The organism is Amycolatopsis sp. lyj-109, assembly GCF_046548995.1.
In the GTDB taxonomy this organism is placed as follows: Bacteria; Actinomycetota; Actinomycetes; order Mycobacteriales; family Pseudonocardiaceae; genus Amycolatopsis.
Genome location: NZ_JAJPWR010000039.1, coordinates 46397 through 71472 on the forward strand (window position 1 = coordinate 46397; position 25076 = coordinate 71472).

Here is a 25076-nt window from a genome sequence, read left to right on the forward strand (position 1 = left end):
GGGATCAGCTCGCTGCGCAGGTCGCCGTGAGGCCGTCGGCGCTGCCGGTGCCCTGGAAGCCGAACTCGGTCGACTGCCCGGCCGCGACGGAGCCGTTGTAGGACACGTTCGACCAGGTGACGCTGCCGGTGGTCCCGCTGTTGGTGGCGCTCCAGCCGTTGGTCACGGCCGCGCCGCCGGGCAGTCCCGTCGTCACTCGCCAGCCGTTGAGGGCGGACGAGCCCGCGGTGACCTTCACGGTGGCCACGAAGCCGCCGTTCCACGAGTTCAGCGAGACCGAGGCGCTGCAGCCACCGGGATTCGGCGTCGTCGGGGTGGTCGGAGTGGTCGGAGTGGTGGGCGTGGTCGGGGTCGTCGGCGTCGTCGGCGTGGTCGGCGTGGTCGGTGTAGTCGGGGTGGTCGGCGTCGTCGGGCCGGCGGCGTTCAGCGCGTCGAGGACGCTGTTGTACGCGGCCTTCTTGTTCCCGTTGCCGTCGAAGAGGAGCGGGTTCTCCCCGGTGCGCCACGAGTCGGTGTCGCGGATGCCCCACGTGGTGATCCCCGCGCAGCGCGCGACGGCCACGCAGGCGCGGGTGACCGCGCCGTAGGCGTTGGCCTGGTTGCCGCCGGCGATGTCGAGCTCGGTGATCTGGACTTCGACGCCGAGGTCGGCGAACCGCTGCAGGTTGGCCTGGTAGTCACCGGGCGGGTTGCCGGAGAGGTGCGACTGGAAGCCGACGCAGTCGATCGGGACACCGCGGGACTTGAAGTCCCGGACCATGTTGTAGATGCCGGTGCTCTTGGCGTTGACGCCGTCGGTGTTGTAGTCGTTGTAGCAGAGCTTCGCGCCGGGGTCGGCGGCCCGCGCGGCGCGGAAGGCCGCTTCGATCCAGTCGTTGCCGGTGCGCTGCAGGTTGGAGTCGCGCCGGCCGCCGCTGCCGCCGTCGGCGAACGCCTCGTTGACGACGTCCCAGGCGTACACCTTGCCCTTGTAGTGGGTGGCGACCTGGGTGACGTGGTTCATCATGGCCTGGCGCAGGTCGGAGCCTTCCATGCGCTGCGCCCAGCCCGGTTCTTGCTGGTACCACAGCAGCGCGTGCCCGCGCACCCGCTTGCCGTTGCTCACCGCCTGGTTGAGGATCCGGTCTCCGCCGCTGTAGTTGAACTGGCCCCGGTTGGGCTCGGTGGCGTCCCACTTCATCTCGTTCTCGGCGGTGACCATGGAGAACTCCCGGTTCAGGATGTTCACGTAGGTCGAGTCGCCGAGCTTCCCGGCCGCGACGGCGGCGCCGAAGTACCGGCCGCTCTGGGCCGCCGCCGCGCCGAGCGTCGTGGCCGCGCCGTCGGCGGACGTGGCGAGCACCAGCGAAACCCCGAGCGACGTCGCCAGGAACGTCGAGGCCAGTGCGGCGCGGGAGAAGGACCGCGATGTCATCTTCATGTTCACACCTTCATTCGTGGGCTGCGGGACTTCGTTGTCACGGGCTGGTGCACGTGGCCGAGCCGAGGCTCGGCGCACCGGGTCCGGACACGAGGAAGCCGAAAGTCGTGCTGGCGCCGGCACCGACCGCGCCGTTGTAGGCGACGTTCTTCACGGTCACCGAACCGGTGCCAGTCGCCGTGCCGCCCCAGATCTGGGTGACGCTCTGGCCACTGGGCAGGGTGAACTTCGCGGTCCACCCGGCGAAGGCCGCGGTGCCGCCGTTGGCGACGGTCACTTCGCCCTGGAAGCCGCCGTTCCAGGTGCCGGCGATCCGCGGGGTCGCGGTGCACGAACCCTCGCCTGTCGGGGGCTGGGGATCGTCCCCGCCGATGCTGCCCGGCACGGCCTTGAGCGCGTTGTACCAGGTGGTGGCCATCTTGCTGTAGCCGGCGGCGTTGGGGTGGATGCCGTCGGGCAGGTCGGCGATGGCGACCGCGGGGTACATGTCGACCAGGTGCACCCGCTTGCCGGCGGCGGCCTTGGCCCGGATGTCCGGCGCGATCGCCGCGTTGAAGGTGCGCACGGTCGGATCGGCGAACCGGATCGGGATGATGGTGGCGACGAAGACGTCGGCGTTCGGGGCCAGGTTCGTGATCCGGTCCACCAGGGCCGACAGCCGCCGCGGCGCGCCGCCCGGGTCGCTGCCGTACATGTCGTTGGTGCCGATGTGCAGCAGGATCGTGCGGGGGCGGTAGGTGTTCAGCCAGCCGGTGACGGATGCGTCGACCTGGGCGATGGTCCAGCCCGGGTGGCCCTCGTGGTTGCGGTCGGGCATGCTCGCCGGTCCGTCGGCCAGCGAGCCGACGAAGTCGATCGAGCGCCCGTCGGCCCGCAGTTTCGTGCCGAGGTCGAGGCGGTAGCCGCCGATCGAGCCGCCCTGGGTGATCGAATCCCCGAGCGGCATGACCGGCACCGGAGCGGCGGCGCTTTCGGCGTTTCCGGGAACGACGAGCAACGCGGCGCAGGCGGCCAGCACACCGGCGAACACAGTGGCGAGTTTCATCGGTGAATCCTTCGTGGGACGCGGATCCGGGGTAAATTACATTTCAGCTGGTTTCCGAAACTTTCGGCGCCCCCGGTTCCGGAATTGCCCGACCATGACGTTAGCGCTAACAATAAGCCGGCGATGGCCGGGCGCCTGGTGACGCCCGGCCGCCGATCTCTAGTTCACGCTCGCGGAGAACGAGTTGACCGCGAGGCCGACCCCGCCGCGCCACGGCTCGAAGCCGGCCTGGATGCTGGTGAGGTACCAGGACCGGTCGACGCGGGTGCGGTTGTCGACGTCGTTGACGAAGTCCAGCACGTTGAACGACCAGCCCGAGAGGGTGGACTGGGCCACGTAGGACACCACGTCGTTGCCGCCGTTGTTGCCCTGCCACACTTCCCAGCCGCGGCCGCCGATGCTGGTGGTGCCGACCCGGCCGCCGACCGGCTGGACCCCGCCGACGCGGTTGAACCAGATCATGATTTCCATCTGGTTGACCCCGTTGGTCTTCGGCGTCGGGTCCAGCCAGATATCGTAGGAGGCATCGAAAACCGAGTTGCCGACGTAGGTGTAGGAGATCGACGACGGCACGCTGCCGATCCGGCTGAGCTGCCGGGGCAGGGGACTGCCGGGGGAGCAGTTCGCGTAGTGGCAGCCGAGGTAGACGGCCGGGTAGGACAACGGCGCCCCGCCACTGGTGGATCCCTGCTGGGTCTGGATCCGGAACCCGCTGCCGGTGACGTTGATGCACTGCTGGGCGCTGCTGCCCCACCGGTTGTTCATCACGACGTACCGGCCGCCGATGGTGGTCGAGCCGTACTGGTCGCAGATCAGCGTGTCCGCGTGCGCGGCCGGCGCGATGGCGACGGGCGCCGCGACACTGGCCGCGGCGAGGAGCGCCGCGGACAAAGCGTGCCTCAGTTTCATAGGTCTCCTCCACGTCGTTGTGGCGTTTCTGGGAGCGCTCTCAGCCAGAACTGTCATTGATGTAACCACAGTGGGCGGCCGGAGCAAAGGGGATGGAGGTGATCGATTTTCGGAATGCGTTCTTCCGGCGGCAACGCAATTGCGGACGAGCCGGTCAGGCGGCCGCTCGCAAGGTCCACTTCTGGTTCACCTGCCCGTGGCAGGTCCACAGGATCAGTTTGGTGCCGTTCGTGGTGCCCTGCCCGGTCGCGTCGAGGCACCGGCCGGACTGCACGCCGGTGATCGTCCCGTCGGCGTTGACGTTCCACTGCTGGTTGGCCTGGCCGGAACAGGCCCAGATGATCACCGGGGTGCCGTCGGCGGTGCCCTGCCCGGACGCGTCCAGGCACTTCGACCCGAAGGCCGTCAGCTGCTTGCCGCTGGGCGTCCAGGTCGCCCCGGCGCAGTCCTGCAACTGCACCGCGGTGCCGTCGGCGGACCCCGGGACGTCCGCGCACCGGCCGGACTGCGCGCCGACGAGCTGCCGGGCCGAGGACTGGCCGGGGGTGCCGATGCTGCCCGGGACCGACTGCAGCGCCGAGTACCACACGGCGGCCATCTTGTCGTAGCCCCCGGCGGTGGGGTGGACGCCGTCGATCAGGTCGGCCGCGGTCAGCGCGGCGTGCATGTCCACCAGGTGCACGTGCTTGCCGGCGTTCTGCTTGCTCTGCACCATGCCGGGAATCGTGGCGTTGAAGGTGCGCCCGGCGGCTTCCTGGCCGCTGTTGGCCATCGGGATGATCGTCGCGACGAAGACCTCGGCGTCCGGTGCCGTCGCGGTGATGTGGTCGACCAGGGCGGACAGGCGGGCGGGGGCGCCCGCGACGTCGTGGTTCTGCAGGACGTCGTTGGTCCCGATGTGCAGCAGGACCGTGTGCGGGGTGCTGGTGCGCAGCCAGGAGACGATGTTCGCGTCGATCTGGTCGATGCGCCAGCCCGGGTGTCCCTCGTGGTCGTGGTCGCCGAGGGACGCCGGACCGTTGGCCTGCGACCCGACGAAGTCCACCTGGTAGCCACCCGCGGTGACCCGCTGCCACAGCCCGATCCGGTACCCGCCGGGGACCTGCGTCCCTTCGGTGATGGAATCGCCCAGGGGCATGACCCGGACCCCGCCGTTCGATTCGGCGGCGGCGGTGCCCGGCAGGAAGGTCGCGGCCAGGACCGCCGCGGCGGCGGCGAGCCACCCGAGCCGTGTGCGCATCTCGTCTCCTCGAGGATCCGCCGTCACACGGCGGTGACGGTCCACTGGTTGTTCGTGCTGCTGTTCGGGGTCCACAGGCCCACGCTCGAGCCGGCGGTGGTGTTGCCCATGCCGTCGAGCGCCGTTCCGGTGCCCCGGTTGACGATCTGGTACCGGCCGTTGCCGAGACCGGTCAGCTTCCACTGCTGGCTGGTGGCGCCGGTCCACGCCGTCTGCGCGCAGATCGCGCCGTTGGCGGTGTTGCCCCGGCTGTCCGCGACCAGCCCGTTGGTGCGGTTGACGATCCGGACGTAGCCGCCGCCTGCGTCGGTCAGTTGCCATTGGAGGTTGGTGCTGCCGTCCCAGTTCCACTGCTTGAGCGGGGAGCCGGCCGCGACGCTGCCGCCGCCGTCCAGCACGAGCCCGGTGGTGACGTTGGCGATCCGGGCCCAGCCGGTCGGCAGGGGACCGGAGCCGGGCGTGGGGAGCTGCCCGGAGAACGTTAGTTTCACCACGTACGCCGGTGCGTCGAACGGCGGGTTCGCCGAAGGCAGCTGGACGCGCAGCGCGGAAGCGTCCTGGACGGGCAGGGGCAGGGTAGTGGCGGCGCCGGCGTCCGGGCCGAGCAGCTGGGCCGAGACCAGGTTGCTCAGGTTGATCCGGCTCGACCCCAGGGTCGTGATCGGGAAGGTGCTCCCGGGCCAGCCCAACACGGTCGCGTACAGCACCGTGTTGTCCTTGCTGCGGGTGAACCGGACGTCGGTCCGGGTCCCCTCCACCGGGGTGGTGAACGAGCCGCCGCCCATCTTCGTCGGGCCCTCGCCGTAGACGGCCCAGGCGCGGGTGCCGTAGACGGATTCGCCGAACCGCTTGAGGTAGTTCCCGATGCCGAGCAGGATCGTGCGCTGCCCGGCCGGGATGGTGCCGTCGGCCATCGGGGCGATGTTCAGCAGCATCGTGCCGTTCTTGCTGACCCGGTCGAGCAGCGAGTGCAGGATGGCCTTCATCGAGTAATAGCCGATGCCGGTGGTGTAGCACCAGCTGGAGCTGGAGATGCTGTCGTCGGTCATCCAGTACGGACTCAGCAGGTCGCCGGGCCCGCCGCGTTCGAAGTCGAAGACCTCGCCGCGGTTGTTGAAGCCGTCCTTGTAGGTGGCGACGACGTCCTTGTTCCAGGCGACCGCCTGGTTGTAGTAGCGCGAAAGGAAGTTCAGCCGCTGTGCCTCGTCGACCTGGGGCAGGTTGAAGTCCTGGTAGACGAGGTCGGGCTGGTAGCCGTCGACGACCTCGCGGAGCTTGTCGTACCAGAGCTGGTTCTCCGCGGCCCGGCCGTTCTGGCCGAACAGCCGGCGCAACGACTCGGTCGGCTGGTTCGGCACGTGGTCGTAGTAGCCGGTGAAGTGGTATGCGTGGTGCAGCGCCGCGAGCAGCTTGAGGCCCTTCGCGCGGATCGCGTCCGCGTGCAGCCGCAGCAGGTCCAGCTTGGGCCCGGTCTTGACCGAGTTCCACTCGTTGGCGGTGCTGTTCCACATCGAATAGCCGTCGTGGTGCTCGGCGACCGGGCCGGCGAACTTCGCGCCGGCGTCGGCGAAGAGCTGGGCCCACTCCGCCGGGTCGAAGTTGCCGCCCGCGGACTTGAGCTTCGGCGCGAACTGCACCCAGTTGCCCGCCTTGTCCCGGGCGCCGTTGATGAAGTTCTGGTACGGCCACGCCGACGGATCGCCGAACACCTGCTGGTGGTGGTTGTTCTCGTTGGACCCGCCGATGTACATGTTCCGCGGGTACCACTCGTTGCCGAACGCCGGGACGCTGAACACGCCCCAGTGGTAGTAGATGCCGAACTTGGCGTCCTGGAACCACCCCGGCGCGGGCGGGTGCTGGTCGACCGACGACCAGCTCGGGGTGTAGCTGCTGGGACCTTCGGTGGCCCACGCGGTGCGGACGCGGAACACCCCGGCGGCCGCGGCGGCGCCGGCCACCACGATCAGCTTGCGCCTCGACAGCTCGAACGAAGACATGGCGGGACCTTTCAGCTCAGGGACCACTTCTGGTTGTTCGCACCGGTGCAGGCGGCCAGCTGGATCGCGGTGCCGTTCGCGGTCCCGGATCCGGTGACGTCGAGGCACAGTCCGGATTGGACACCGGTGACGGTTCCGTTGGCGTTGAACGTCCACTGCTGGTTGTTCTGCCCGTTGCAGTTCCAGATGATGGCCTTGGTGCCGGGAGTGGTGCTCTTGCCGGAGGCGTCGAGGCAGCGGGTGTCGCCGCCGCTGTAGACGTTCAGCTCACCGGTACCGGTGCGGGTCCACGTCTGGTTCGTGCCGCCGTTGCAGTCCCAGATCTGCACCTGGGCGCCGGGCGTGGTGCTGACGCCGTTGACGTCCAGGCACTTGTTCGCGCCCACCGCGTGCACCGCACCGGTGTTCGACGGGCCGCCACCGGTGCCGTAGCCGGCCGCGATGACGCTCGCCTGCACCGCGTTCTCCGTGGCGTCCGTCGGGAAACCGCTGGTCACGGCCCCCTCGAAGAACTCGCCGACGCCGGAGACGCTGTTGTCCCCGCCGGTGCCCAGCAGGATCGACGGCTCCAGCTTCATGGGCGAGTAGCCCCGGGGCAGCCCGCCCGAGTACGGCGTGGTCAGGCTGCCGCTGGTGGCGTCGCCGTACTTGAGGGTGAAGTTGGTGGTGCCGTTGTTCTTCAGCCACGCGCTGACGAACGGGTGGTGTACCCCTGGGTTGTTCGGGTCCTTGTTGGACCCGGAGCCGGTGTGGTACATGCCGTTCTCCAGGTCGGCCTCGACCCACGGGCCGGTTCCGGTGCAGCCGTTGAACCAGCAGGCGGTGCCCCAGTAGATGGCGTTCATGGTGGCGTTGCCGGTGTCGTTGTGGGAGACCTCGCCACTGCCGTAGTCGAAGCAGCACCACTGGTTGACGTAGTTCGACGAGGTGATCATGTAGATCCCCTCCGGCTGGGCCCCGACCGGCGCGCCCTTGGCGTTGTCGATCCGGTAGCCGACGCCCTGGGTGACCTTGATCCCGAACACCGGGTGCCCGCCGACCGTGACCGGCAGCGCCATCGCGTCCGCGCCGATGTCCGACCCGTTCGGACCGGGGCCCTTCCAGAACCCGCCCCACGAGATCGGCAGGTCGTTGTGGTTGGCGGTCTGGTCGTAGATCTTCGTGACCGTGCACCGGGTGCCCGCGCAGAACGAGACCTGCGGCGCCGAATCCGCGTAACCGCCCGCGGTCAGCAGGCCGACGTCGAGGAACTTCTGGTCCGAGGCCCGCTGGATCTGGTACAGCGGGCCGTGGTACGCCCCGAACAGGGCGCGGGTGGTGCTGTGGGCCGTGACGCACGGGGTGCCGCCGGCGGCGTAGAGGTCGCACGCTTCCTGCGTGGCGGCCTGGGCCGCGGCGCCCGTGGCGGCCACCGCGCCGGTGGCCAGGAGGATGGCCGCCGCGGCCGCCTGCAGTGTTCTGAGCAACGGACGCTTGCGGAAGACCATGGCCGAACTCCTCTGTTCGCTGGTGCGAGGTGAAGCGCCCCAAGGCGGCCTTGGTTGCGTCTGACGCACCCAAGGCGGCCTTCGGTGCGTCAGACGCACCGAAGGCCACATTGGGGCGCTAGCCGAGAGTCCACTTCTGGTTGTTCGCACCGGTGCAGGTGGCGAGCTGGATCGCGGTGCCGTTCGCGGTCGAGGACCCGGTCACCTCGACGCACAGTCCGGATTGGACACCGGTGATGGTGCCGTTCGCGGTGACCTGCCACTGCTGGTTCGCCTGGCCGTTGCAGGTCCAGATGACGAGCTTGGTGCCGGGGCTGGTTCCCTGGCCGCTGGCGTCGAGGCACCGCGTGCCGGTGTAGACGGTCAGCTCACCGGCGCCGGTCCTGGTCCACGACTGGTTGGTACCGCCGTTGCAGTCCCAGATCTGGACGGCGGCGCCGGGCGTGGTGCTGACGCCGCTGACGTCCAGGCACTTGCCGAGGGCGCGGACCGTGCCCGCGGCCGGGCTGCTCCCGCCGGTCCCGGCGGCGGCGATGACCTGCTGGGCGCCCGCCGGCCAGTTCGTGCCGCTGACCTGGACGTTCCCGCTCAGGACGTTGTTGTGCGGCGGTCCGGTGGCCACCTGGGTCGCGCCGCCGTTGAGCCAGTTGCCGCTGAACGTGCTGTCGTTGGTGTTGTTGTTGCCGTTGGCGTTGGTGAAGGCCCAGACGCCGGAGTCCTGGATCACGTTGGCCGACAGCGTCACGTACCGGGAGCCTTCGTCCAGGTACAGGCCGACCGTGCGGTTGTTGTCGAAGATGTGGTTGTGGTCGATCGAGCTGCCCGGGTTGGCGGAGAGGTTGTAGATGCTGCCGCCGTCGTGCATCAGCTTCTTCGTGCCGTGCACCCGGTTGTAGCTGACGACGGTGTCCCGCAGCGTGGTCGGCGTCGAGTAGACGGGCTGGTAGTCGTAGAGCCCGCGGTTGCGGTAGTCCTGGCTGCCGCCCTGGTCGTTGGCACCCCAGCCCCAGCCGACGTCGATGCCGTCGTAGGTCAGGTTCGAGACGTCGTTGTGCGTGATGACGGTGTGCGTCGCGTAGGTCGAGAGGATGCCGGCCATCTCGCGGTAGTCCAGGGCGACCCGGCTCACCGTGTTGTACGAGAGGGTGACGTCCTTGGTCAGCATCGCCGGGTTCGACGGGTGGTGGGCGTCGGGGCGCACGCCGCCGACGATGATGCCGCCGCCGGAGTTCTCGGTGAAGGTGTTGTGATCCACGGTGATCGACGACGCGCCCAGGCCGACGCCGGAGGCGTGCGCGTTCGCGTCGTTGCCGATGCCCAGGGCCACCTGGCCGAGGTGGGTGAAGGTGTTGCCGCTGAAGGTGATCCCGGTGGCGGCCGAGACCTGGACGGCGGCCGGGGCCTGCGCCCAGGTGTTGCGGGCGCCCTCGAACTGGCGGCAGCCGGACTGGCAGGAGGTGAGGAAGTCGCCCGGCATCGGGGCCGCGGCCGGGAGGAACGTGCCGGTCTGCTGGTTCGCGTACCCGACCGAAGTGCTGGGCGTCAGCCAGGTGGTGTGCTCGAAATTCAGGCCCTTGAAGGCGATTCCGCGCGCGGGGCTGTCGTAGGTGCCGCCGATCTGCAGCAGCGACTGCAGCCGCGGGAGCTCGACGTCGTGGCTGCCGGGCACCCAGCCGCCGGGTGCCTTGTAGAAGAGCTTCCCGGCCTGCGGATCGAGGTACCACTGGCCGGTGTTCTTCAGGAAGGAGTAGGAGTTCTCGAGGAACAGCTGGCCGCCGCCGAACGGCTTGGCGAGGGTGTCGTAGCCCCAGTTGTTGTTGTTCCACGCGGGTTGCTGCATGACGATCGACGTCCCGCTGATCCGGTCGACGGGGGAGTACCGGTCGGTGAAGGAGTTCTGGCTCTCCACCTCGATCCGGTTCTGCTGCGGCAGCGTGGCCAGGTAGTTCAGCGCGGAGTTCGTGATGGTCATCCCGCTCGTGGTGAACTGCACGTCGTTGCGGGAGATCGGGATCCCCGCGCGCGGGGCGAGCGCGCCGTCGACGAACAGCTGCCGGGAATCCGCGCCCTGGGGCACCGAAGCCACCCAGATGTTCTGGCCGGCGTCCTGCACCGACCAGCCGGTGACCTGCGTGCCGCCGGAGAGGACCGGACGCTGGCCGGCGGCGGCCTGCCAGGTCACGGTGTGGCCGTTCTGCCCGGAGTCGGCGCTGGTGAGCCGCAACGGGGCGGCGAGCCGGTAGGTGCCGCCGGCGAGCTGCACGACGACGTCGTTGGCCGCGGACTGCGCGCGGGCCAGTTGCTGGGCCTTCGCCGGGGTGGCGACCGGCTGGTCGGGCGTGCCGGGATTCGCGTCGTCCCCGTTCGGGGCGACCGCGATGGTGACCGTCGCGGCGTGGGCGGGCGGGGTGGCGAGCGCGGTCACCACGAGTGCGGTGACGAGCGCTGCTGCGATGCGCGGCGGCATTGGCGGGCACCTCTCCGGGACGGGGTGGCGCCAACCGTCCACTGTGTACTGGAAACGGGACCGGCCGGGCGGGCGCGGGGCCGGACCGGCCGCCGGCGCCGGCGGTGGCCGGGCAGGATGTGTACGACTCATCCGACACGGCGAGGTGCCGGCGGCTTTCGAAAGTTTCGAGGCTGCTTGACGGGTTTTCCGTTGTGCTGTCGGTGATCCATGAGAACAGCGCGCCTGCCTGGCGTCAAGCGAGGAGCAGGCTCATTGCTCCGTCCTGACCGCCGGTGGGCACCCGGGATGTAACTTTCAGGCCGCTTCGGCCGAGATTGACCGGATGGCGGGTGAAGGAGGTAAGGTGCTGACCGGAGTTACTGAGTCATACTCATTGCGTGACCCGTGACGAGGAAGTAGCACCGCCTGTCCCGTACCGCCCCGGCTACGAAGTGGTGGCGGAGCAGATCCTCCGGCTGATCGCCGAACTGGAACTGCGGCCCGGCGACCGGATGCCGACCGAGAACGAGCTGGCGGCGCGGATGGGAACCAGCCGGACCATGGTGCGGGAGGCCGTCAAGATCCTCTCGGCCATCGGCCGGGTGCGAGCGCACAAAGGACGTGGGCTGTATGTCTCCGACGACGAGGGCATGCTCGGTGGTTCCCGGTGGGGCGGGTTCTTCCTGCCCACCGATCTCGACCACGTCTACGGGCTCTTCGAATTCCGCCGGATCCAGGAGACGGCGGCGAGCCGCCTGGCCGCGGCCAACGCCACCCCCGCCGAGCTGCGCGCGATCGAGGCCGCCGCCGAGACCTGCCGGCACGGCCACCTGAGCGGGCAGTACTCGCTGTTCGACCGGGGTGACGACGACTTCCACATCGGGATCGCCACCGCGTCGCACAACCAGTTCCTCGTCGCGGCCGTGCGCGAGGCCCGCCGCCTGCAACGCCAGTCGAACATCATCGGGATGTCCGGCGCGATCGGCGGCCACGCGGTGGGCGCGATCGAGGAGCACGCCGCGATCTACCGGGCGATCCGCGACGGTGACCCGGACGCGGCGGCCCACGCCGCCGGCGTCCACCTGGACAACACCCTGGAGGACTACCGCCGGGAGATCCAGCGCCGGCTCTTCGGCCGGTGACCGCACTCGCTAGACGTTCCATTGTGGACCTTACTGCTCCCGGGATCTCCCCCGGCCCGGGAGGACGACGACGTCCGTAGACAGAGGGAGTCCCTGTGATGGTGAAGAGATCCCTGTTCGCCTCCGCCGTGATCGGAGCCGTACTGGCCTTACTGGCGGGCGGCACCGCGCAGGCCGCCCCCGCGGGCGCGGATCGGCCGGCCACCGCGGCCGCCGGCACCGCGGGCTGCGGGAAGGCACCAGGGCTGGCGAGCGGCAACCACACGATCTCCAGTGGCGGCCAGAACCGCAGCTACATCCTGCGGGTGCCGGCCAACTACGACAACAACCACTCCTACCGGTTGTTCGTCGGCCTCCACTGGCGGGGCGGGACGATGAACGACGTCGATTCGGGCGGGACCGACGGCTACAACTGGTCCTACTACGGGCTCCGCCGGCTGGCCGACAGCTCGGGCAACAACACGATTTTCGTGGCACCACAAGGCAACGGCAACGGTTGGGCCAACCCGGGCGGCCAGGACGTCACCTTCATCGACGACCTCCTGAAGCAGGTCGAGGCCGCGTTGTGCGTCGACACCACCCAGGTCTTCGCCGGCGGCTTCAGCTACGGCGCCGCCATGAGCTACGCCCTCGCCTGCGCCCGGCCCACGGTGTTCCGCGCGGTCGCCGTCTACTCCGGAGCGAACCTCAGCGGCTGCAGCGGCGGCACCCAGCCGGTCGCCTACATCGGGATGCACGGCATCGGCGACAACGTCCTGCCGATCTCCTCCGGTCGGCAGCTGCGCGACCAGTTCGTCCGCAACAACGGCTGCACCCCGCAGAACCCGCCGGAGCCCGGCAGCGGCAGCCGGACCCACATCGTCACCGCCTACTCCGGCTGCCGGGCCGGCTACCCGGTCGTCTGGGGCGCCTTCGACGGCGGGCACGACCCGGGTCCGAAGGACGGCGGCGGCAGCGGCTGGCAGACCTGGACCTCGGGCGAGGTGTGGAAGTTCATCACGCAGTTCGGCACCACCACGCCGCCGACGCCGCCGGTGCAGATCGGCGTGAACTACAAGCTGACCGCCCAGCACAGCAACAAGCTCGTCGGGATCACCGGCGCCTCGACGGCGGCCGGCGCGCTCATCGAGCAGGAGCCGGCCAACGGCGGGCTCAGCCAGCAGTTCGACTTCGTCGACTCCGGTGACGGCTACTACCGGGTCCGGGCGCGCCACAGCGGGCTGGTCCTCCAGGCCGCGAACGCGGACAGCGGCGCGGACATCAGCCAGCAGGCCGACACCAACGCCACCGCGCAGCAGTGGCGGGTCGTCGACCAGGGCAGCGGCGCGGTGAGCCTGGTCAACCGGTTGAGTGGCCTGGCCATGGACGTCTGGGGGGTGTCGACCGCCGACGGCGCGCGGATCTCCCAGTGGACGTTCACCGGGAACCCCAACCAGCGGTTCGCGCTCCAGCGTGCCTGAGCCCGTGACCATGGTCGAACCGTCGGGGTTCCGTCCCACCCTGGCAGACGTCGCACGGGCGGCCGGGGTCTCCATCGCCACGGCCTCCCGCGTGCTGAACGGCTTCCCGCGGGTGAGCCCGGAACGCCGCAAGCAGGTGGAGTCCGCCATGCTGGCGCTCGGGTACGCCCGGCAGCGGGCGGCGAAGGCGAGCAGCGCCCGGCACACCGGCTCGATCGCCCTGGTGGTGTGCGAGGAAGTGCCGCGGTTGTTCACCGACCCGTATTTCCCGCGGATCGCCGCGGGCGTGGGCCGGGAGCTGACCGCGGTGGGGGTGCAGCTGGTGCTGCTCACCGTGCCGGCCACCGACGACTACCAGTCGCCGGTGGTGCGGTACCTCGACGGCGGGCACGTCGACGGCGCGCTCGTCGTCGGCATGCACGGCCGCCGCCCGCTCGACCTGGACTGGCTCGGCATCCCGGTGGTGTTCGGCGGGCGGCCGGTCCAGGCGGGCCGGGCCGGGCGGCTGCCGTACGTGGACGCCGACAACCAGGGCGGCGCACGGCTGGCGACCCAGCGGCTGCTCGACGGCGGCCGCCACACCGTCGCGACCGTCACCGGGCCGCAGGACATGACCGCGGGGGTGGACCGGCTGCTCGGGTACCGGCAGGCGATGACGCGGGCGGGCCGCTACGACGAGACCCTCGTGGTGTGCGGCGACTTCGGGCAGGCGTCCGGCGAGTACGCGACGTCCCGGCTGCTGAGCCGCCGTCCGGACGTCGACGGCATCTTCGCGGCCTCCGACATGATGGCGGTCGGGGCGTTGCGCGCGCTTCGCCGTGCGGGCCGGAGGGTCCCCGAGGACGTCGCCCTCGTCGGGTTCGACGACCTGCCGATCAGCTGCTGGACCGATCCGCCGCTGACGACCGTGCGCCAGCCGGTCGAGGAGATGGGTGCCCGGATGACCGCCGAGCTGCTGGCGATGATCGACGGCGCGGCCCCGCGCCGGAACACGGTGCTCGACACCGAACTGGTGCCGCGCAAGTCGGCGTGACGCCGGTGTCCAGTCCAGGACGGACGACCCGAGGAGGAATCGTGCGCGTGTTCGTGGTGGTGGCCGCGATGGTGGTGACGGCGCTGGCCGGGGCCGTACCGGCTTCGGCGGCGGCCGCGCCGCTGGTGGGCGCGGCGTCGGGACGGTGCCTGAACGTCAAGGGCGGCACCGACGCGCCGGGAACGTCGCTGGAGATCCAGGACTGCGGCGGCCAGGCGGGACAGGCCTACGAGTTCACCGCGGCGGGGGAGCTGCGGACGCTGAACGGCACGCGCTGCGTGGACGCCTCCGGCAACGGGACGACACCCGGCACGGCGGCCATCATCTGGTCGTGCCACGGCGGAACGAACCAGCAGTGGCGGCAGAACGCCGACGGGACGATCAGCGGTGTCCAATCGGGACTCTGCCTGGACGTGACCGGCGCCGGCACGGCCAACGGCACCGCGGTCGTCCTGTGGACCTGCCACGGCCAGGCCAACCAGCGGTGGAGCGCCGGGACGACGACCCCGCCGGACCCGACCGGCACGGCGCCGTGTGACATCTACGCTTCCGGGGGCACGCCGTGCGTCGCCGCGCACAGCACGGCCCGAGCGCTCTACGGCACCTATGCGGGCAACCTGTACCAGGTCCGGCGCTCGTCCGACAACACGACCAGGAACATCGGCGTCCGGGCCGCGGGCGGCACCGCCGACGCGGCCGCCCAGGATTCCTTCTGCACCGGCACGTCCTGCGTCATCACCGTGGTCTACGACCAGTCCGGGCGCGGGAACGACCTGTGGTACCAGGGATCGACCGTGGTCCCGGGGTCCAACCAGAGCAGCCCGGCGAAGGCCACGTCGGAGTCGCTCACCGTCGGTGGGGCGAAGGCCTACTCGCTCTACATCAACCCCGGCAACAGCTACTGGCGGGACGGGCACCTGACCGGGGTGCCGACCGGCAGCGCGCCCGAGGGCATGTACATGGTGACCAGCGGGACGCACGTCAACAGCGGCTGCTGCTTCGACTACGGCAACAGCGAAACGACTCGCAAGGCCGACGCGGCCGGCGCGATGGACGCGATCAACTTCGGCACGGAGTGCTGGTTCGGCGGGTGCCAGGGTTCGGGCCCGTGGGTGCAGGCCGACCTCGAGTGGGGGCTGTATCCGGGCGGCAGCCAGCAGTGGAACCCGAACCAGCGGGCGTTGCCCAGCAAGTTCGTCACGGCGATGCTGAAGAACAACGGCACGTCCCGCTTCGCGCTCAAGGGCAGCAACGCTCAGTCGGGCGGGCTGACGACGATGTGGGACGGCGGCCTTCCCGGCGGCTACAGCCCGATGAAGAAGCAGGGCGCGATCATCCTGGGCAGCGGCGGCGACTGCTGCAAACCCGGCGGTGGGGCGAACCTGAGCGCGGGGACGTTCTACGAGGGTGCGATGGTCGCGGGCTATCCCTCGGACGCGACGGAGAACGCGGTGCAGGCGAACGTGGTGGCCGCCGGCTACCGCTGAGCCGCTGGGGCGGACGGGAGGGGCTTTCCTCGCGGGTGACGCGGGGGAGGCCCCTTCCTGTCCTTGGCGGCTGCGCCCGCCCCTGCCGCCGAACCGGTTCGCCTCCATTTGGCCGATTGTCGGTGAATTGCCTGCGGCGTAGCTTCTTTGATGGTCGAACCGGTTCGATGACCCGCGATCGACCCCCGCACGTCCACCCGCCGAAGGAGTCGTCAGTGGACCTCTCGCGTCAGTGGCCTCGCGTCCGCCGTGGCCTGGCCGCCCTCCTGATCACCGGAGCACTGACCGGTGCTTCCGCCGTGGCCCTGCCCGGGCCGGCCCAGGCCGCGGACGAGTCGGTCTCGGCCGACTTCTCCGCCGCCGTCGGCTCGCCTTCCTACCGGGCTTCCGGCTGGATCTACGGCATGACCGAGAACGCCTCGGGGCCGCCCGACCACTTCTTCCGGGACGTGCGCTTCCAGGCGATGCGGGCCGGCGGCGCGCAGCTGGACAGCCCGGGCGGCTGGGTGTCGGGCAAGTACGACCGGCGGTGGAACGCCACCCGTGCGCAACTGCTGCGCACCCGTTCGCTCGGCGGCCAGTTCGTCCTGCTGGTGCACGACCTCTGGGGCGCGGACGGCTACCCGATCTCCCGGTTCCCCGGCGACAACGGCGACTGGTCGGACTACGACGCCTTCCTCACCCGCCTGATCAACGACGTGCGGGCGACCGGGGCGCCGGTGGAGTGGGACATCTGGAACGAGCCCAACATCACCCTGTTCTGGAACCGGCCGCAGAGCCAGTACTTCGCCCTGTGGCAGCGCGCGTACCAGCGCATCCGCGCGGCCTTCCCGGCGCAAGCGATCGTCGGCCCGAGCCTCGCCGGAGTCCCATCGACCTCGGGGAGCTGGTGGACGCAGTACCTCGACTTCGTCCGCGGCTCCAGCACGGTGCCGGACATCGTCAGCTGGCACTCCCTGCCGGGCGATCCGGTGGCGAACGTCGCCGCGGCCGACGCGTCACTCGGCTCGCGTGGCATCCCGCACCCGCGTCCGTACCAGATCAACGAGTACGGGGCCTCGAACGAGCAGAACCCCGGTGACGGCGCCTGGTACATCGCCCGGCTCGAGCGCGCCGGCGCCGACGGGCTGCGCGCCAACTGGGCCAGCGGCGGGAACCTGCACAACGACCTCGGCAACCTGCTCGTCCGCAACTCCGCGGGCCGCTACCTGCCCAAGGGCGAGTGGTGGGCCTACCGCTTCTACGGCTCCCAGGCCGGCCAGATCGTGACCACGAAACCCAGCCAGTCCTACGACCCGTTCGCCACGAAGGCGGCCGGGGTGGCGAAGGTCCTGGTCGGCGGCGGTCGCACGACCGGAAACGTCGCGGTCGCCCTGCAGCGCCTGGACACCACCGCCGGCATCGTCCAGAACAACCAGGTGCGGGTCGTCGTCCAGCAGCTCCCGTACAACGGCGGGGCCGCGGTGCAGAGCCCGGTCACCATCCGGGACTCGGTGGTGGCCGTCTCCGGCAACGCCGTGACCGTCAGCGTCCCGCACACCACCGTCGACGACGCGATCGGCATCACCCTGCTGCCCCCGTCGGACAGCGGCTTCTCCTCCGTCGCCGTCGCCCAGCACTCCCAGCAGTGCCTGGACAACACCGACCTGGGCACGGCCGACGGCAACCGGCAGCAGCAGGACTTCTGCGAAGGCGGCGCCCAGCAGCAGTGGGACTTCCGCCCGGTGCCCGGCGTCACGGGCGCGTACACCGTCGTCAACCAGCAGAGCGGTAAGTGCCTCGAGGTGGCCGGTGCCTCGGCCGACGACGGTGCCGCCGTCCAGCAGCGGACCTGCACCGACGGCGCGACGAACCAGCAGTTCTCGCCGCGGCGAGTCACCTACGGCGGCAACGACGCCCACGACTACCAGCTCGTCGCCCGGCACAGCGGCAAGTGTGTCGACGTCAACGGGGTTTCCACGGCCGCGCGCGCACCGGTGATCCAGTGGACGTGCAAGCCGGTCACCCAGAACAGCCCCCTCAACCAGACCTGGCGGCTGTGGGGCCGGGGACCGGCCTGACCCCGGCGGGCCCGGCGCTTTCTCAGGCGCCGGGCCGGTTGCCGGTGGGGATCGTGATGGGTGTGCTCGTCGAAGACGTCCCCTTGTTGAGGAACAGCATGGCGAGCGCGCGGATGAACTGGTCGAAGAGGTAGAAGCCCGCCGGGGCGATCGGCAGCAGACCTTCCCGGAACGCGATGTACGCGGGCCACCCGGTGCGGATCAGGGTGGCCGCCACGTAGTCGCGCGGGAGGCCGAGCCAGTCGCCGACCTCGTTGCTGAGCACGTACCGCACGAACTCGTTGAGGAAGCCGCGGGTGACGCCCAGGTCGATCTGGGCGGTCAGCCCGAGCAGGTCCGCGGCGAGTTCCCTGCCCTCGGGTGTCGGGGCGAGCAGCGGCGTGAGCACCTGGGCGGACTGCGTGTCCGCCGCGGCCCACGTCTTCGGGATGAACTCGTCCCGGACGCCGAGCAGGTGGATGGCGACCTGCCACTGGTGCAGGAAGGCGTCCTCGTCCGCGGCCGACATCGGGACGTGCCACTCGCGCAGCTTGCGGTGCACGAAGGTGCCGAGGCTGTGGAAGGTGACCAGGATGTCGCCGTTGCTGATCGGCACCCGCTCGTCGGCGGCCGCCCGCCAGTGCGACGACTGCGGCAGCAGGTGCCGCACGGCAGCGTGCACCAGGCGTGTCTTGTTGGCCGTGACGACGAACTGGCCCGAGGGTTCGAACGCGCCGGCTTCGCTCAGGTCGTAGCCGAAGGTGAACGTCTTGGCCGCGCGGTCCTGCATGGCGGCGCCGCCCGCGGACCAGTAGACCGACCGGGCTTCCCGCGGGATGACCGTGCTCATGATGCCGCTGCCGAGGCCGTAGAGCACGAACAGGTAGGTGTCCTTGCGCCGGTTGAAGTCGGCGGCGCGGCGCAGCTTGGCGGGGTCGGCCCAGGAGGGCAGCCGGTTGACGCGCTGGAGCCAGGCGGTGAGGTCGGCGGGCAGGCCGGCAGGCAGCGGGTCGGCGTTGTCCACCCACGACCGCAGCGCGGTGTTGACCGCGGGGACCCGGCCGCTGTCGACGAGCCCGGCCATCAGGGTGTCGACTTCGTCGTCCCAGACCCACCACGGGTCGGTGCCCGCGGCCGTCGGTGCCGTCGGTGTCGTCGCTGCCCACGCGGGGACGACGCTCGTCGCGCCCACCAGGCCCAGTGCGACGCCGAGCGAAAGAGCGTTCCTCCTGCTGAGATTGCGCATTTACTTACCTAGCTTCCTCGGTAGGCAGTAGCCGTGCAGACGGAGAGATGAGCGGTGTTCGAGAGGAGATTCCTCATTAACATAGAAGCTCGCTCGCGGGTCGGCAAGACCCGGCCGGTCTGTGGTTGACTGACCCGCATGGCCCGATTCCCGCGCAGCTCGGCCCGGTGGCCGCGGTGACCGCCGAGCCGGCCGCGGCCGTCCGGCCCCGCAACCGCAGGCAGCTCATCGTCGAGGCGGGCGCCGCGGTGTTCAGCGAGCGCGGCTACCACGCGGCGTCGATGGAGGAGATCGCGGCGCGGGTGGGCATCACCGCGGCCGCGCTGTACCGGCACTTCCCGAACAAGTACGCGCTGTTCGCCGAGTGCGCGAACGTGATGGCGGACCGGCTCGTCGCCGCGCTCGCCGAGGTGCCCCCGGACGCGTCACTGGCGGAGATCTTCGCCGCCGTCACCCGGGTCACCGTCGCGCACCGGGAGGTCGGTGGCGTGTACCGCTGGGAGGCCCGGTACCTCGAGCGCGACGACCGACGGCTGCTGGCGGCCAAGTTCGCGCACGTCGTCGAGCGGGTGGCGGCGGCGGTGCGGCGCGAGCACCCGTGGCCCGGCGAGCACCTGCGGGCGGTGGGGGCCCTGGGCGCCATCGGGTCCGTCACGACGCACCACAACGCGATCGGCCGGCGCCGGGTCGGGGAGCTGCTGCGGGCCGCGGCCCTGCGCGTGGCCGCCACCGACCCCGCCGCGGCGCCCGCGCCCTTCGTCGAGATCCCCGCCCCGCCGGTGCCCCGGACCCGGCGTTCGGAGATCCTCGCGGCCGCCGTCCCGCTGTTCGAGCGGGACGGGTTCACCACGGTGACGAACGGCCGGATCGCCGAGGCGGTGGGGCTGGTGCCGTCGGCGCTCTACCGCTACTTCCCGGGCAAGGCCGACATCCTGGCGGCGGCGTGCCTGCAGGCCGCGGGCCTGCTGGCCCAGGCGGTCGAGCACAACCTGCGCGGGACGACCGGCTCGCACGACGCACTGAACGCCCTGACGGCGACGTACGTGGCGTACAGCTTCGAGCACAGCGCCCTGAATAGTGTGGCCAACGCGGAAATCGCCGGGTTGCCGGAGGCGCTGCGCCGCCCGCTGGTGGCGGCGCAGCGGGAGCACATCGCGGTGTGGGAGCAGCACCTGTGCGTGGCCCGGCCGGACCTCGACACCCGCCAGGCCCGGGTGCTGGTGCACGCGGGCTTCGGCGTGGTGGTCGAGGCCGGCCGGCGGCTGCGGTGGGCGGACCGCCCGGAGCACCGCGCCGCGGTGGGCGGGCTGCTGGTGAGTGCGCTCGGCCTGTGACCTCTCAGCGGGGCACCGCCCCGGTCCGCAGCTTCGGGCTGCACCTGGTCGATCACCCAGCGGGCAACTTGGTCTCGCACCGCACTTGCGGCGCGGCCTCGGTCCCGGAGGCCACGCAGTCGACGACCCGCCCGGGCGCGGGAACGGGGTAGCTGAAGAAGATCGGCCCATCGGCGTCCGCGCCGGCCGAGAACTTGACGACCGTGTGCTGCCGGTTCCCACTGCTGTGCAAGGTCTTCGAGTAGGAGGTGGTGTGCGGCCCGATGGCGGTTTTGACGCCGTCGCCGTCGTCGTCGAGTTCGTGCACGTTGAGCACGTAGTCCCCGGTGGTGTACTTGCCTTCGTCCCCGTGCCCGGCCTCGGCGGGCGTGGCGCTGGTGATTTCGGGCGCGACGGGATCGGCGGCGGTGGCGATCACGGTGGCCCCGACGGCGACCACGGCCACGCCGGCCACGGCCCCGGAGATCACGACTCGCTTGGCGGTGAACTTCATGGTCCCTCCTCCCCACCTGACGATCAAGCTAGGGGAGGGAAGGGCCTGGTCACCTCGGCCGAAGAGGCGGTTCGGGGGCCGCGGCCTCGTCCTTTCGGCCGATGTCCGCTGCGGCCGGCCGGATCGCGGTGACCGGCCGGTCGATCGGCGTTAACCTGGGTGCGGGCGAGAGGGGCCGCATGCGTGGTTGCTGCAGCTGGTTTCTGCTGTTCTTCGTCTCGAGCGCCGTCGGGCTTCCCCTCGCGACCGGCGACTGGCGGAACGGGTTCTGGGCGTTCCTGATCGCGCCCGTCCTGGCGTGGGCGGCCTACTTCTCCATGCTGGACCTCATTGCTCGCCGCCGGTTCCGCCGGTACTTCGCGCTCGCCGACCGGATCGGCGCCCGCGACGGCCAGGTCATCCGGGTGTCGACGAAAAAGTACATGGTCATCGGCTTCCAGCCCGGGGTCAACGTGCAGACCCTGCGCCCCGGCACCGAAGGCGGAGTGCTCGAGAAGCTCCGCCGGGCTGCGGTCGAGGCGGGCTACCGGCTCGTCCTCGGCGGCCGGGGTGACTTCGTGAGCGAGGCGTACGAGGTTTCACTCGTTATCCGGGTGTACGGGCCGGGCGGTCACCACCGGCAGCACGTTCCCGAGGGATATGTGATGACGGAAGTCTCGATCGACGAGTGGAAGGGCTTCCGGCCGGTCAAGGCCCGGGGCACCCGGCCGGCCTGAGCCCGGTCACGCCCGCGCCCGCCGCCACACCGCCAGTGCCGCCGCCAAGGCACCCCCGGCCGCAGCGACAGCACCGTGGTGCCGGCTCGCCCACAGCTGCGCGCTCCTCGGCGTCGCCTTGTCGTCGAACTGGCCGTGCGCACCGAAATCCCGCCCGCGATCCGCCGGGGCCCACAGGTTCTCCGGCTGGTCCGGCGGCTTCTCCGCCCCCGTCTGCTGGGAGCGGTAGCCGGTCCTCGCGAGGTACCGATCGAGGAGGCCTGGCGCAACGGCGTTCGCGATCAGCGTGCCGACCGTGCTCCCGCCGACCCAGTACTCCCGGCGGCGCGGGTGGCCGGCCGCGTGCACCACCGCGCGGGCCGCCACCTCCGGCTGGTAGATCGGCGGCACCGGCTGGGCCTGGTGCGGCAGCTTGGAACGGACCCACGAAAACTGCGGCGTGTTGACCGCCGGCAGTTGCACCATCGTCGTGCGGACGCCGCTGCCGTCGTGCAGGAGCTCGCAGCGCAGGGCCTCGTTGAACCCTTGGATCGCGTGCTTCGCGCCGCAATACGCGCTCTGCAAGGGGATTCCGCGGTACGCCAGCGCCGAGCCCACCTGCACGATCGTGCCGCGGTCGCGCTCCTTCATCCGGCGCACCGCGGCCATCGTGCCGTGCACGTACCCGAGGTAGCTCACTTCGGTCACCCGGCGGAACTCGTCCGGCCCGATCTCGGCGAACGGCCCGAACACCGACGTGAACGCCACGTTCACCCACACGTCGATCGGGCCGAGCTCCTCCTCGACCCGGGACGCGGCGGCGTCGACCTGACCGAAGTCGGCGACGTCGGCGGGGATGGCCAGGGCCGTCCCGCCGGCGCGGGTGACGTCTTCCGCGGCCGCCTTGAGTCCCTGCTCCCCGCGGGCCAGTAGCGCGACGCAGGCCTTCCGGGCCCCGAACGCCCGCGCGACCGCGCGGCCGATGCCGCCGCTGGCCCCGGTCACGACGACGACCTCGACCGCGTTCACGGCGTGCGGCCCTTCCCGCCCGGCAGGAACTCCTGCAGCTTCGTCTTGACGCCCTGCACGACCAGGTGGAACGCGTCCGGGTCGCCCTTGAGGACGGCCTCGGTCGCCGACTTCACCTGCTCGAAGGTGGCGTGCGGCGGGATCGGTGGCACGTCCGGGTCGCAGCGGACGTCCAGCACCGCCGGCTTGCCCGCGGTGAGCACGGTGTCCCAGGCCGAGGCGAGCTGGTCCGGCTTGTCGACCGTGACGGCCGTGAGCCCGAGCGACAGCGCGAAGCCGGCGTAGTCGACGTCCGGCAGGGTCTGGGACTCCTCGAACTTCGGCGCGCCGCCCATCGCGCGCAGCTCCCAGGTGACCTGGTTGAGGTCGTTGTTGTGGAACACGCAGATCACGCAGCGCGGGTCGCTCCACAGGTGCTGGTAGCGGGCGATGGTGATCAGCTCGGCGAGGCCGTTCATCTGCATGGCGCCGTCGCCGACGAGGGCGATCACCGGCCGGTCGGGGTGGGCGAACTTCGCCCCGATGGCGTACGGCACGCCGGGGCCCATCGTGGCCAGGGTGCCCGACAGCGACCCGCGCATGTCACCGCGCATCCGGAGGTTGCGGGCGTACCAGTTCGTGGACGAACCGGAGTCCGCGGTGACGATGGCGTTCTCCGGGATCCGCTTCGACAGCTCGGACACGATCGCCATCGGGTTGACCGGGTCGGCGTCCACCGCCGCTTCCTTCTCCACGGTGTCCCACCAGGAGGCGACGTTCTTCTCGATCTTCTCGCGCCACGACCGGTCCGGCTTGCCCGCCAGCTTCGGCAGCAGCGCGCGCAGCGTCGCCGCGCTGTCCCCGACCAGGTTGACCTCGGTCGGGTAGCGCATCCCGATCAGCCGGCCGTCCAGGTCGATCTGCACCGCGCGCGCCTGGCCGAAGTCCGGCAGGAACTGGCTGTACGGAAAGTTCGAGCCGACGATCAGCAGCGTGTCGCAGTCGCGCATCAGCTCGTAGCTCGGCCGGGTGCCGAGCAGCCCGATCGAGCCGGTCACCCACGGCAGGTCGTCGGGCAGGACGTCCTTGCCCAGCAACGCTTTCGCGACACCGGCGCCGGTGACCTCGGCGACCTGGCGGACCTCCTCGGCCGCGCCGCGCGCGCCTTGGCCGACCAGGATGGCGACCTTTTCGCCGGCGTTGAGCACTTCGGCCGCCGCGTCGAGCTCTGCCTCGGCCGGCACCGGCCGGGACCACGCCTGGCTCGGCGGACTGGAGGGCACCTGCTTGAACGCGTGCTGCGGTGGCGAGTACGTCTCCTCCTGCAGGTCCGCGGGGATGATCAGGGCGGTGGGGCAGCGGGACGACTCGGCCGTCCGGATCGCCCGGTCGAGCGCGTTCGGCAGCTGCTCGGCGACGTTCACCTCGACGAGGTACTCGCTCGCGACGTCCTTGTAGAGCGCCTGCAGGTCGACCTCCTGCTGGTAGCTGCCGCCCATCGCGCTGCGCGCGGTCTGCCCGACGATCGCGACCACCGGGACGTGGTCGAGCTTCGCGTCGTAGAGCCCGTTGAGCAGGTGGATCGCGCCGGGGCCCGAGGTGGCCATGCAGACGCCGACCTTGCCGCTGAACTTCGCGTAGCCGACGGCCGCGAACGCGGCCATCTCCTCGTGCCGGGCCTGCACGAAGCGGGGCTGGTTGTCCGCCTTGCCGAACGAGGCGACGAGCCCGTTGATGCCGTCGCCAGGATAGGCGAAGACCTGCTCCACGCCCCATTCGCGCAGGCGCTGGAGCAGGTGGTCACCGACTGTCTGGCTCATGACTACTCCCTTGGGTCGGGTTTCACCGGCGCGGCCGCCTCCTTTCGTGGTCGCCGCCGGCGCTCACGAATCGCTGTACCCGCTTTCGCCGCTAGCATGCTTGCGTGACGCAAACGTGGCAGGAGCCGGACGGTACCGACGCGGCCTTGGCCGCGCTGCGGGCGATGGTGCTGATCGCCGATTCGACCGTCGAGCGGAACACCGAGCGGTTGACGCTGACCCAGTTCCGCGCGCTGCGGGTGGTGGTCGACCGGACCCCGGTCACCATGGGCCGGGTGGCGCGCGAACTGGCGATGAACCCGTCGTCCGTCACCCGCGCGTGTGACCGGCTGGTCGCGCTGAACCTGCTGGAAAAGGCCCCGAATCCGCTGAACCGGCGGGAGACGCTGCTCGCCCCGACCGGGCCGGGACGGCAGCTCGTGGACCGCGTCGACCGCGACCGCCGCCGGGCGCTGGCGGGCGTCCTCGGCCGGCTCGACCCGGCGGACCGGGCGGCCGCGATCGCCGCCTTCGAGCGGTTCGCCAAAGCAGTCGAAGCGGACGAATCGGAGTCGCGCTCACCTTTGCGTCGTGCAACCTGAAGACCGGAGAAAGAAGTTTGGCCGCGGGAATCACGGGTATCCCGGCGCCCGGCGAGGTGCGGAGGTCTTGAATGACTCATTCAGGACCTGCGAGGTCCTGGCTCGTAAATCGAGGTGACTGTGGGCGCGCGGTAGCGCCCCCGGCGTAGCGCAGCGGAGCCGGGGCCCGGGGTGAAGGGGTTAGGCGGCGT

At 70.7% G+C, this 25076-nt stretch carries 19 protein-coding genes; 8 read left to right on the plus strand and 11 right to left on the minus strand.

The features are described 5' to 3' along the window. Positions 1–4: 4 nt before the first annotated feature. The 7 genes from ACLJQF_RS45710 to ACLJQF_RS45740 form a co-directional block, all read right to left on the minus strand. Entirely contained in the window at positions 5–1420 is a 1416-nt protein-coding gene (locus tag ACLJQF_RS45710) for an endo-1,4-beta-xylanase (protein WP_410616676.1), read from the minus strand. Positions 1421–1457: 37 nt separating this feature from the next. After that, positions 1458–2465, minus strand: coding sequence for a GDSL-type esterase/lipase family protein (locus ACLJQF_RS45715; protein WP_410616678.1), 1008 nt, complete (start codon positions 2463–2465; stop codon positions 1458–1460). A 159-nt stretch (positions 2466–2624) separates the two neighbouring features. Further along, entirely contained in the window at positions 2625–3374 is a 750-nt protein-coding gene (locus ACLJQF_RS45720) for a GH12 family glycosyl hydrolase domain-containing protein (RefSeq protein WP_410616679.1), read from the minus strand. Positions 3375–3528: 154 nt separating this feature from the next. Next, on the minus strand, positions 3529–4614 hold the full coding sequence (locus tag ACLJQF_RS45725; RefSeq protein WP_410616681.1) for a ricin-type beta-trefoil lectin domain protein: 1086 nt from the start codon (positions 4612–4614) through the stop codon (positions 3529–3531). 23 nt (positions 4615–4637) lie between these two features. Beyond that, entirely contained in the window at positions 4638–6611 is a 1974-nt protein-coding gene (locus ACLJQF_RS45730) for an alpha-L-fucosidase (RefSeq protein ID WP_410616682.1), read from the minus strand. Positions 6612–6622: 11 nt separating this feature from the next. Next, positions 6623–8098 (minus strand): arabinofuranosidase catalytic domain-containing protein, encoded by a 1476-nt coding sequence (locus ACLJQF_RS45735; RefSeq protein ID WP_410616683.1) that lies wholly within the window; start codon positions 8096–8098, stop codon positions 6623–6625. Positions 8099–8216: 118 nt separating this feature from the next. Beyond that, positions 8217–10565, minus strand: coding sequence for a ricin-type beta-trefoil lectin domain protein (locus tag ACLJQF_RS45740; protein ID WP_410616685.1), 2349 nt, complete (start codon positions 10563–10565; stop codon positions 8217–8219). 380 nt (positions 10566–10945) lie between these two features. Here ACLJQF_RS45740 and ACLJQF_RS45745 point away from each other — a divergent pair, with 380 nt between their 5' ends. The 5 genes from ACLJQF_RS45745 to ACLJQF_RS45765 all read left to right on the plus strand — a co-directional run bounded on the left by ACLJQF_RS45745 (position 10946) and on the right by ACLJQF_RS45765 (position 17729). Continuing rightward, entirely contained in the window at positions 10946–11689 is a 744-nt protein-coding gene (locus ACLJQF_RS45745) for a FadR/GntR family transcriptional regulator (protein WP_410616686.1), read from the plus strand. Positions 11690–11787: 98 nt separating this feature from the next. Beyond that, complete coding sequence (locus ACLJQF_RS45750; RefSeq protein WP_410616687.1) at positions 11788–13149, plus strand: RICIN domain-containing protein; 1362 nt, start codon at positions 11788–11790, stop codon at positions 13147–13149. 4 nt (positions 13150–13153) lie between these two features. After that, complete coding sequence (locus tag ACLJQF_RS45755) at positions 13154–14182, plus strand: LacI family DNA-binding transcriptional regulator (protein ID WP_410616688.1); 1029 nt, start codon at positions 13154–13156, stop codon at positions 14180–14182. Between the two features lie 41 nt (positions 14183–14223). Then, the gene (locus ACLJQF_RS45760) at positions 14224–15669 is read left to right on the plus strand and encodes an arabinofuranosidase catalytic domain-containing protein (protein WP_410616689.1); all 1446 of its coding nucleotides are present in this window, start codon (positions 14224–14226) and stop codon (positions 15667–15669) included. A gap of 215 nt (positions 15670–15884) precedes the next feature. After that, positions 15885–17729 (plus strand): RICIN domain-containing protein, encoded by a 1845-nt coding sequence (locus ACLJQF_RS45765; RefSeq protein WP_410616690.1) that lies wholly within the window; start codon positions 15885–15887, stop codon positions 17727–17729. Between the two features lie 22 nt (positions 17730–17751). Here the strand turns inward: ACLJQF_RS45765 and ACLJQF_RS45770 are convergent, their stop codons facing one another. After that, the gene (locus ACLJQF_RS45770; RefSeq protein WP_410616692.1) at positions 17752–18954 is read right to left on the minus strand and encodes an oxygenase MpaB family protein; all 1203 of its coding nucleotides are present in this window, start codon (positions 18952–18954) and stop codon (positions 17752–17754) included. Positions 18955–19130: 176 nt separating this feature from the next. On the opposite strand from ACLJQF_RS45770, the gene ACLJQF_RS45775 reads away from it, so the two are divergent. Continuing rightward, the gene (locus tag ACLJQF_RS45775) at positions 19131–20288 is read left to right on the plus strand and encodes a TetR/AcrR family transcriptional regulator (protein ID WP_410616703.1); all 1158 of its coding nucleotides are present in this window, start codon (positions 19131–19133) and stop codon (positions 20286–20288) included. Between the two features lie 52 nt (positions 20289–20340). Here the strand turns inward: ACLJQF_RS45775 and ACLJQF_RS45780 are convergent, their stop codons facing one another. Beyond that, a complete protein-coding gene (locus ACLJQF_RS45780) occupies positions 20341–20781 on the minus strand; it encodes a hypothetical protein (protein ID WP_410616693.1) in 441 nt (146 codons plus the stop codon). Between the two features lie 101 nt (positions 20782–20882). On the opposite strand from ACLJQF_RS45780, the gene ACLJQF_RS45785 reads away from it, so the two are divergent. Continuing rightward, complete coding sequence (locus ACLJQF_RS45785) at positions 20883–21497, plus strand: hypothetical protein (RefSeq protein ID WP_410616694.1); 615 nt, start codon at positions 20883–20885, stop codon at positions 21495–21497. A 6-nt stretch (positions 21498–21503) separates the two neighbouring features. Here the strand turns inward: ACLJQF_RS45785 and ACLJQF_RS45790 are convergent, their stop codons facing one another. Both ACLJQF_RS45790 and ACLJQF_RS45795 read right to left on the minus strand, forming a co-directional pair. Then, complete coding sequence (locus tag ACLJQF_RS45790; protein WP_410616695.1) at positions 21504–22505, minus strand: SDR family oxidoreductase; 1002 nt, start codon at positions 22503–22505, stop codon at positions 21504–21506. Continuing rightward, positions 22502–24304 (minus strand): thiamine pyrophosphate-requiring protein, encoded by a 1803-nt coding sequence (locus tag ACLJQF_RS45795; RefSeq protein WP_410616696.1) that lies wholly within the window; start codon positions 24302–24304, stop codon positions 22502–22504. The genes ACLJQF_RS45790 and ACLJQF_RS45795 overlap by 4 nt, the downstream gene beginning before the upstream one ends. Positions 24305–24408: 104 nt before the next feature. On the opposite strand from ACLJQF_RS45795, the gene ACLJQF_RS45800 reads away from it, so the two are divergent. Next, positions 24409–24885: a MarR family winged helix-turn-helix transcriptional regulator gene (locus ACLJQF_RS45800; protein WP_410616698.1), complete on the plus strand. Its 477-nt coding sequence runs from the start codon at positions 24409–24411 to the stop codon at positions 24883–24885. Positions 24886–25076 lie beyond the last annotated feature (191 nt).

Bases quoted from the DNA above. Each gene is read 5' to 3' on its own strand.
- ACLJQF_RS45735 (WP_410616683.1), bottom strand. From the start codon at position 8,098: ATGGTCTTCCGCAAGCGTCCGTTGCTCAGAACACTGCAGGCGGCCGCG.
- ACLJQF_RS45795 (WP_410616696.1), bottom strand. From the start codon at position 24,304: ATGAGCCAGACAGTCGGTGACCACCTGCTCCAGCGCCTGCGCGAATGG.
- ACLJQF_RS45720 (WP_410616679.1), bottom strand. From the start codon at position 3,374: ATGAAACTGAGGCACGCTTTGTCCGCGGCGCTCCTCGCCGCGGCCAGT.
- ACLJQF_RS45785 (WP_410616694.1), top strand. From the start codon at position 20,883: ATGTCCGCTGCGGCCGGCCGGATCGCGGTGACCGGCCGGTCGATCGGC.
- ACLJQF_RS45770 (WP_410616692.1), bottom strand. From the start codon at position 18,954: ATGCGCAATCTCAGCAGGAGGAACGCTCTTTCGCTCGGCGTCGCACTG.
- ACLJQF_RS45710 (WP_410616676.1), bottom strand. From the start codon at position 1,420: ATGAAGATGACATCGCGGTCCTTCTCCCGCGCCGCACTGGCCTCGACG.
- ACLJQF_RS45740 (WP_410616685.1), bottom strand. From the start codon at position 10,565: ATGCCGCCGCGCATCGCAGCAGCGCTCGTCACCGCACTCGTGGTGACC.
- ACLJQF_RS45715 (WP_410616678.1), bottom strand. From the start codon at position 2,465: ATGAAACTCGCCACTGTGTTCGCCGGTGTGCTGGCCGCCTGCGCCGCG.
- ACLJQF_RS45725 (WP_410616681.1), bottom strand. From the start codon at position 4,614: ATGCGCACACGGCTCGGGTGGCTCGCCGCCGCCGCGGCGGTCCTGGCC.
- ACLJQF_RS45750 (WP_410616687.1), top strand. From the start codon at position 11,788: ATGGTGAAGAGATCCCTGTTCGCCTCCGCCGTGATCGGAGCCGTACTG.
- ACLJQF_RS45780 (WP_410616693.1), bottom strand. From the start codon at position 20,781: ATGAAGTTCACCGCCAAGCGAGTCGTGATCTCCGGGGCCGTGGCCGGC.
- ACLJQF_RS45730 (WP_410616682.1), bottom strand. From the start codon at position 6,611: ATGTCTTCGTTCGAGCTGTCGAGGCGCAAGCTGATCGTGGTGGCCGGC.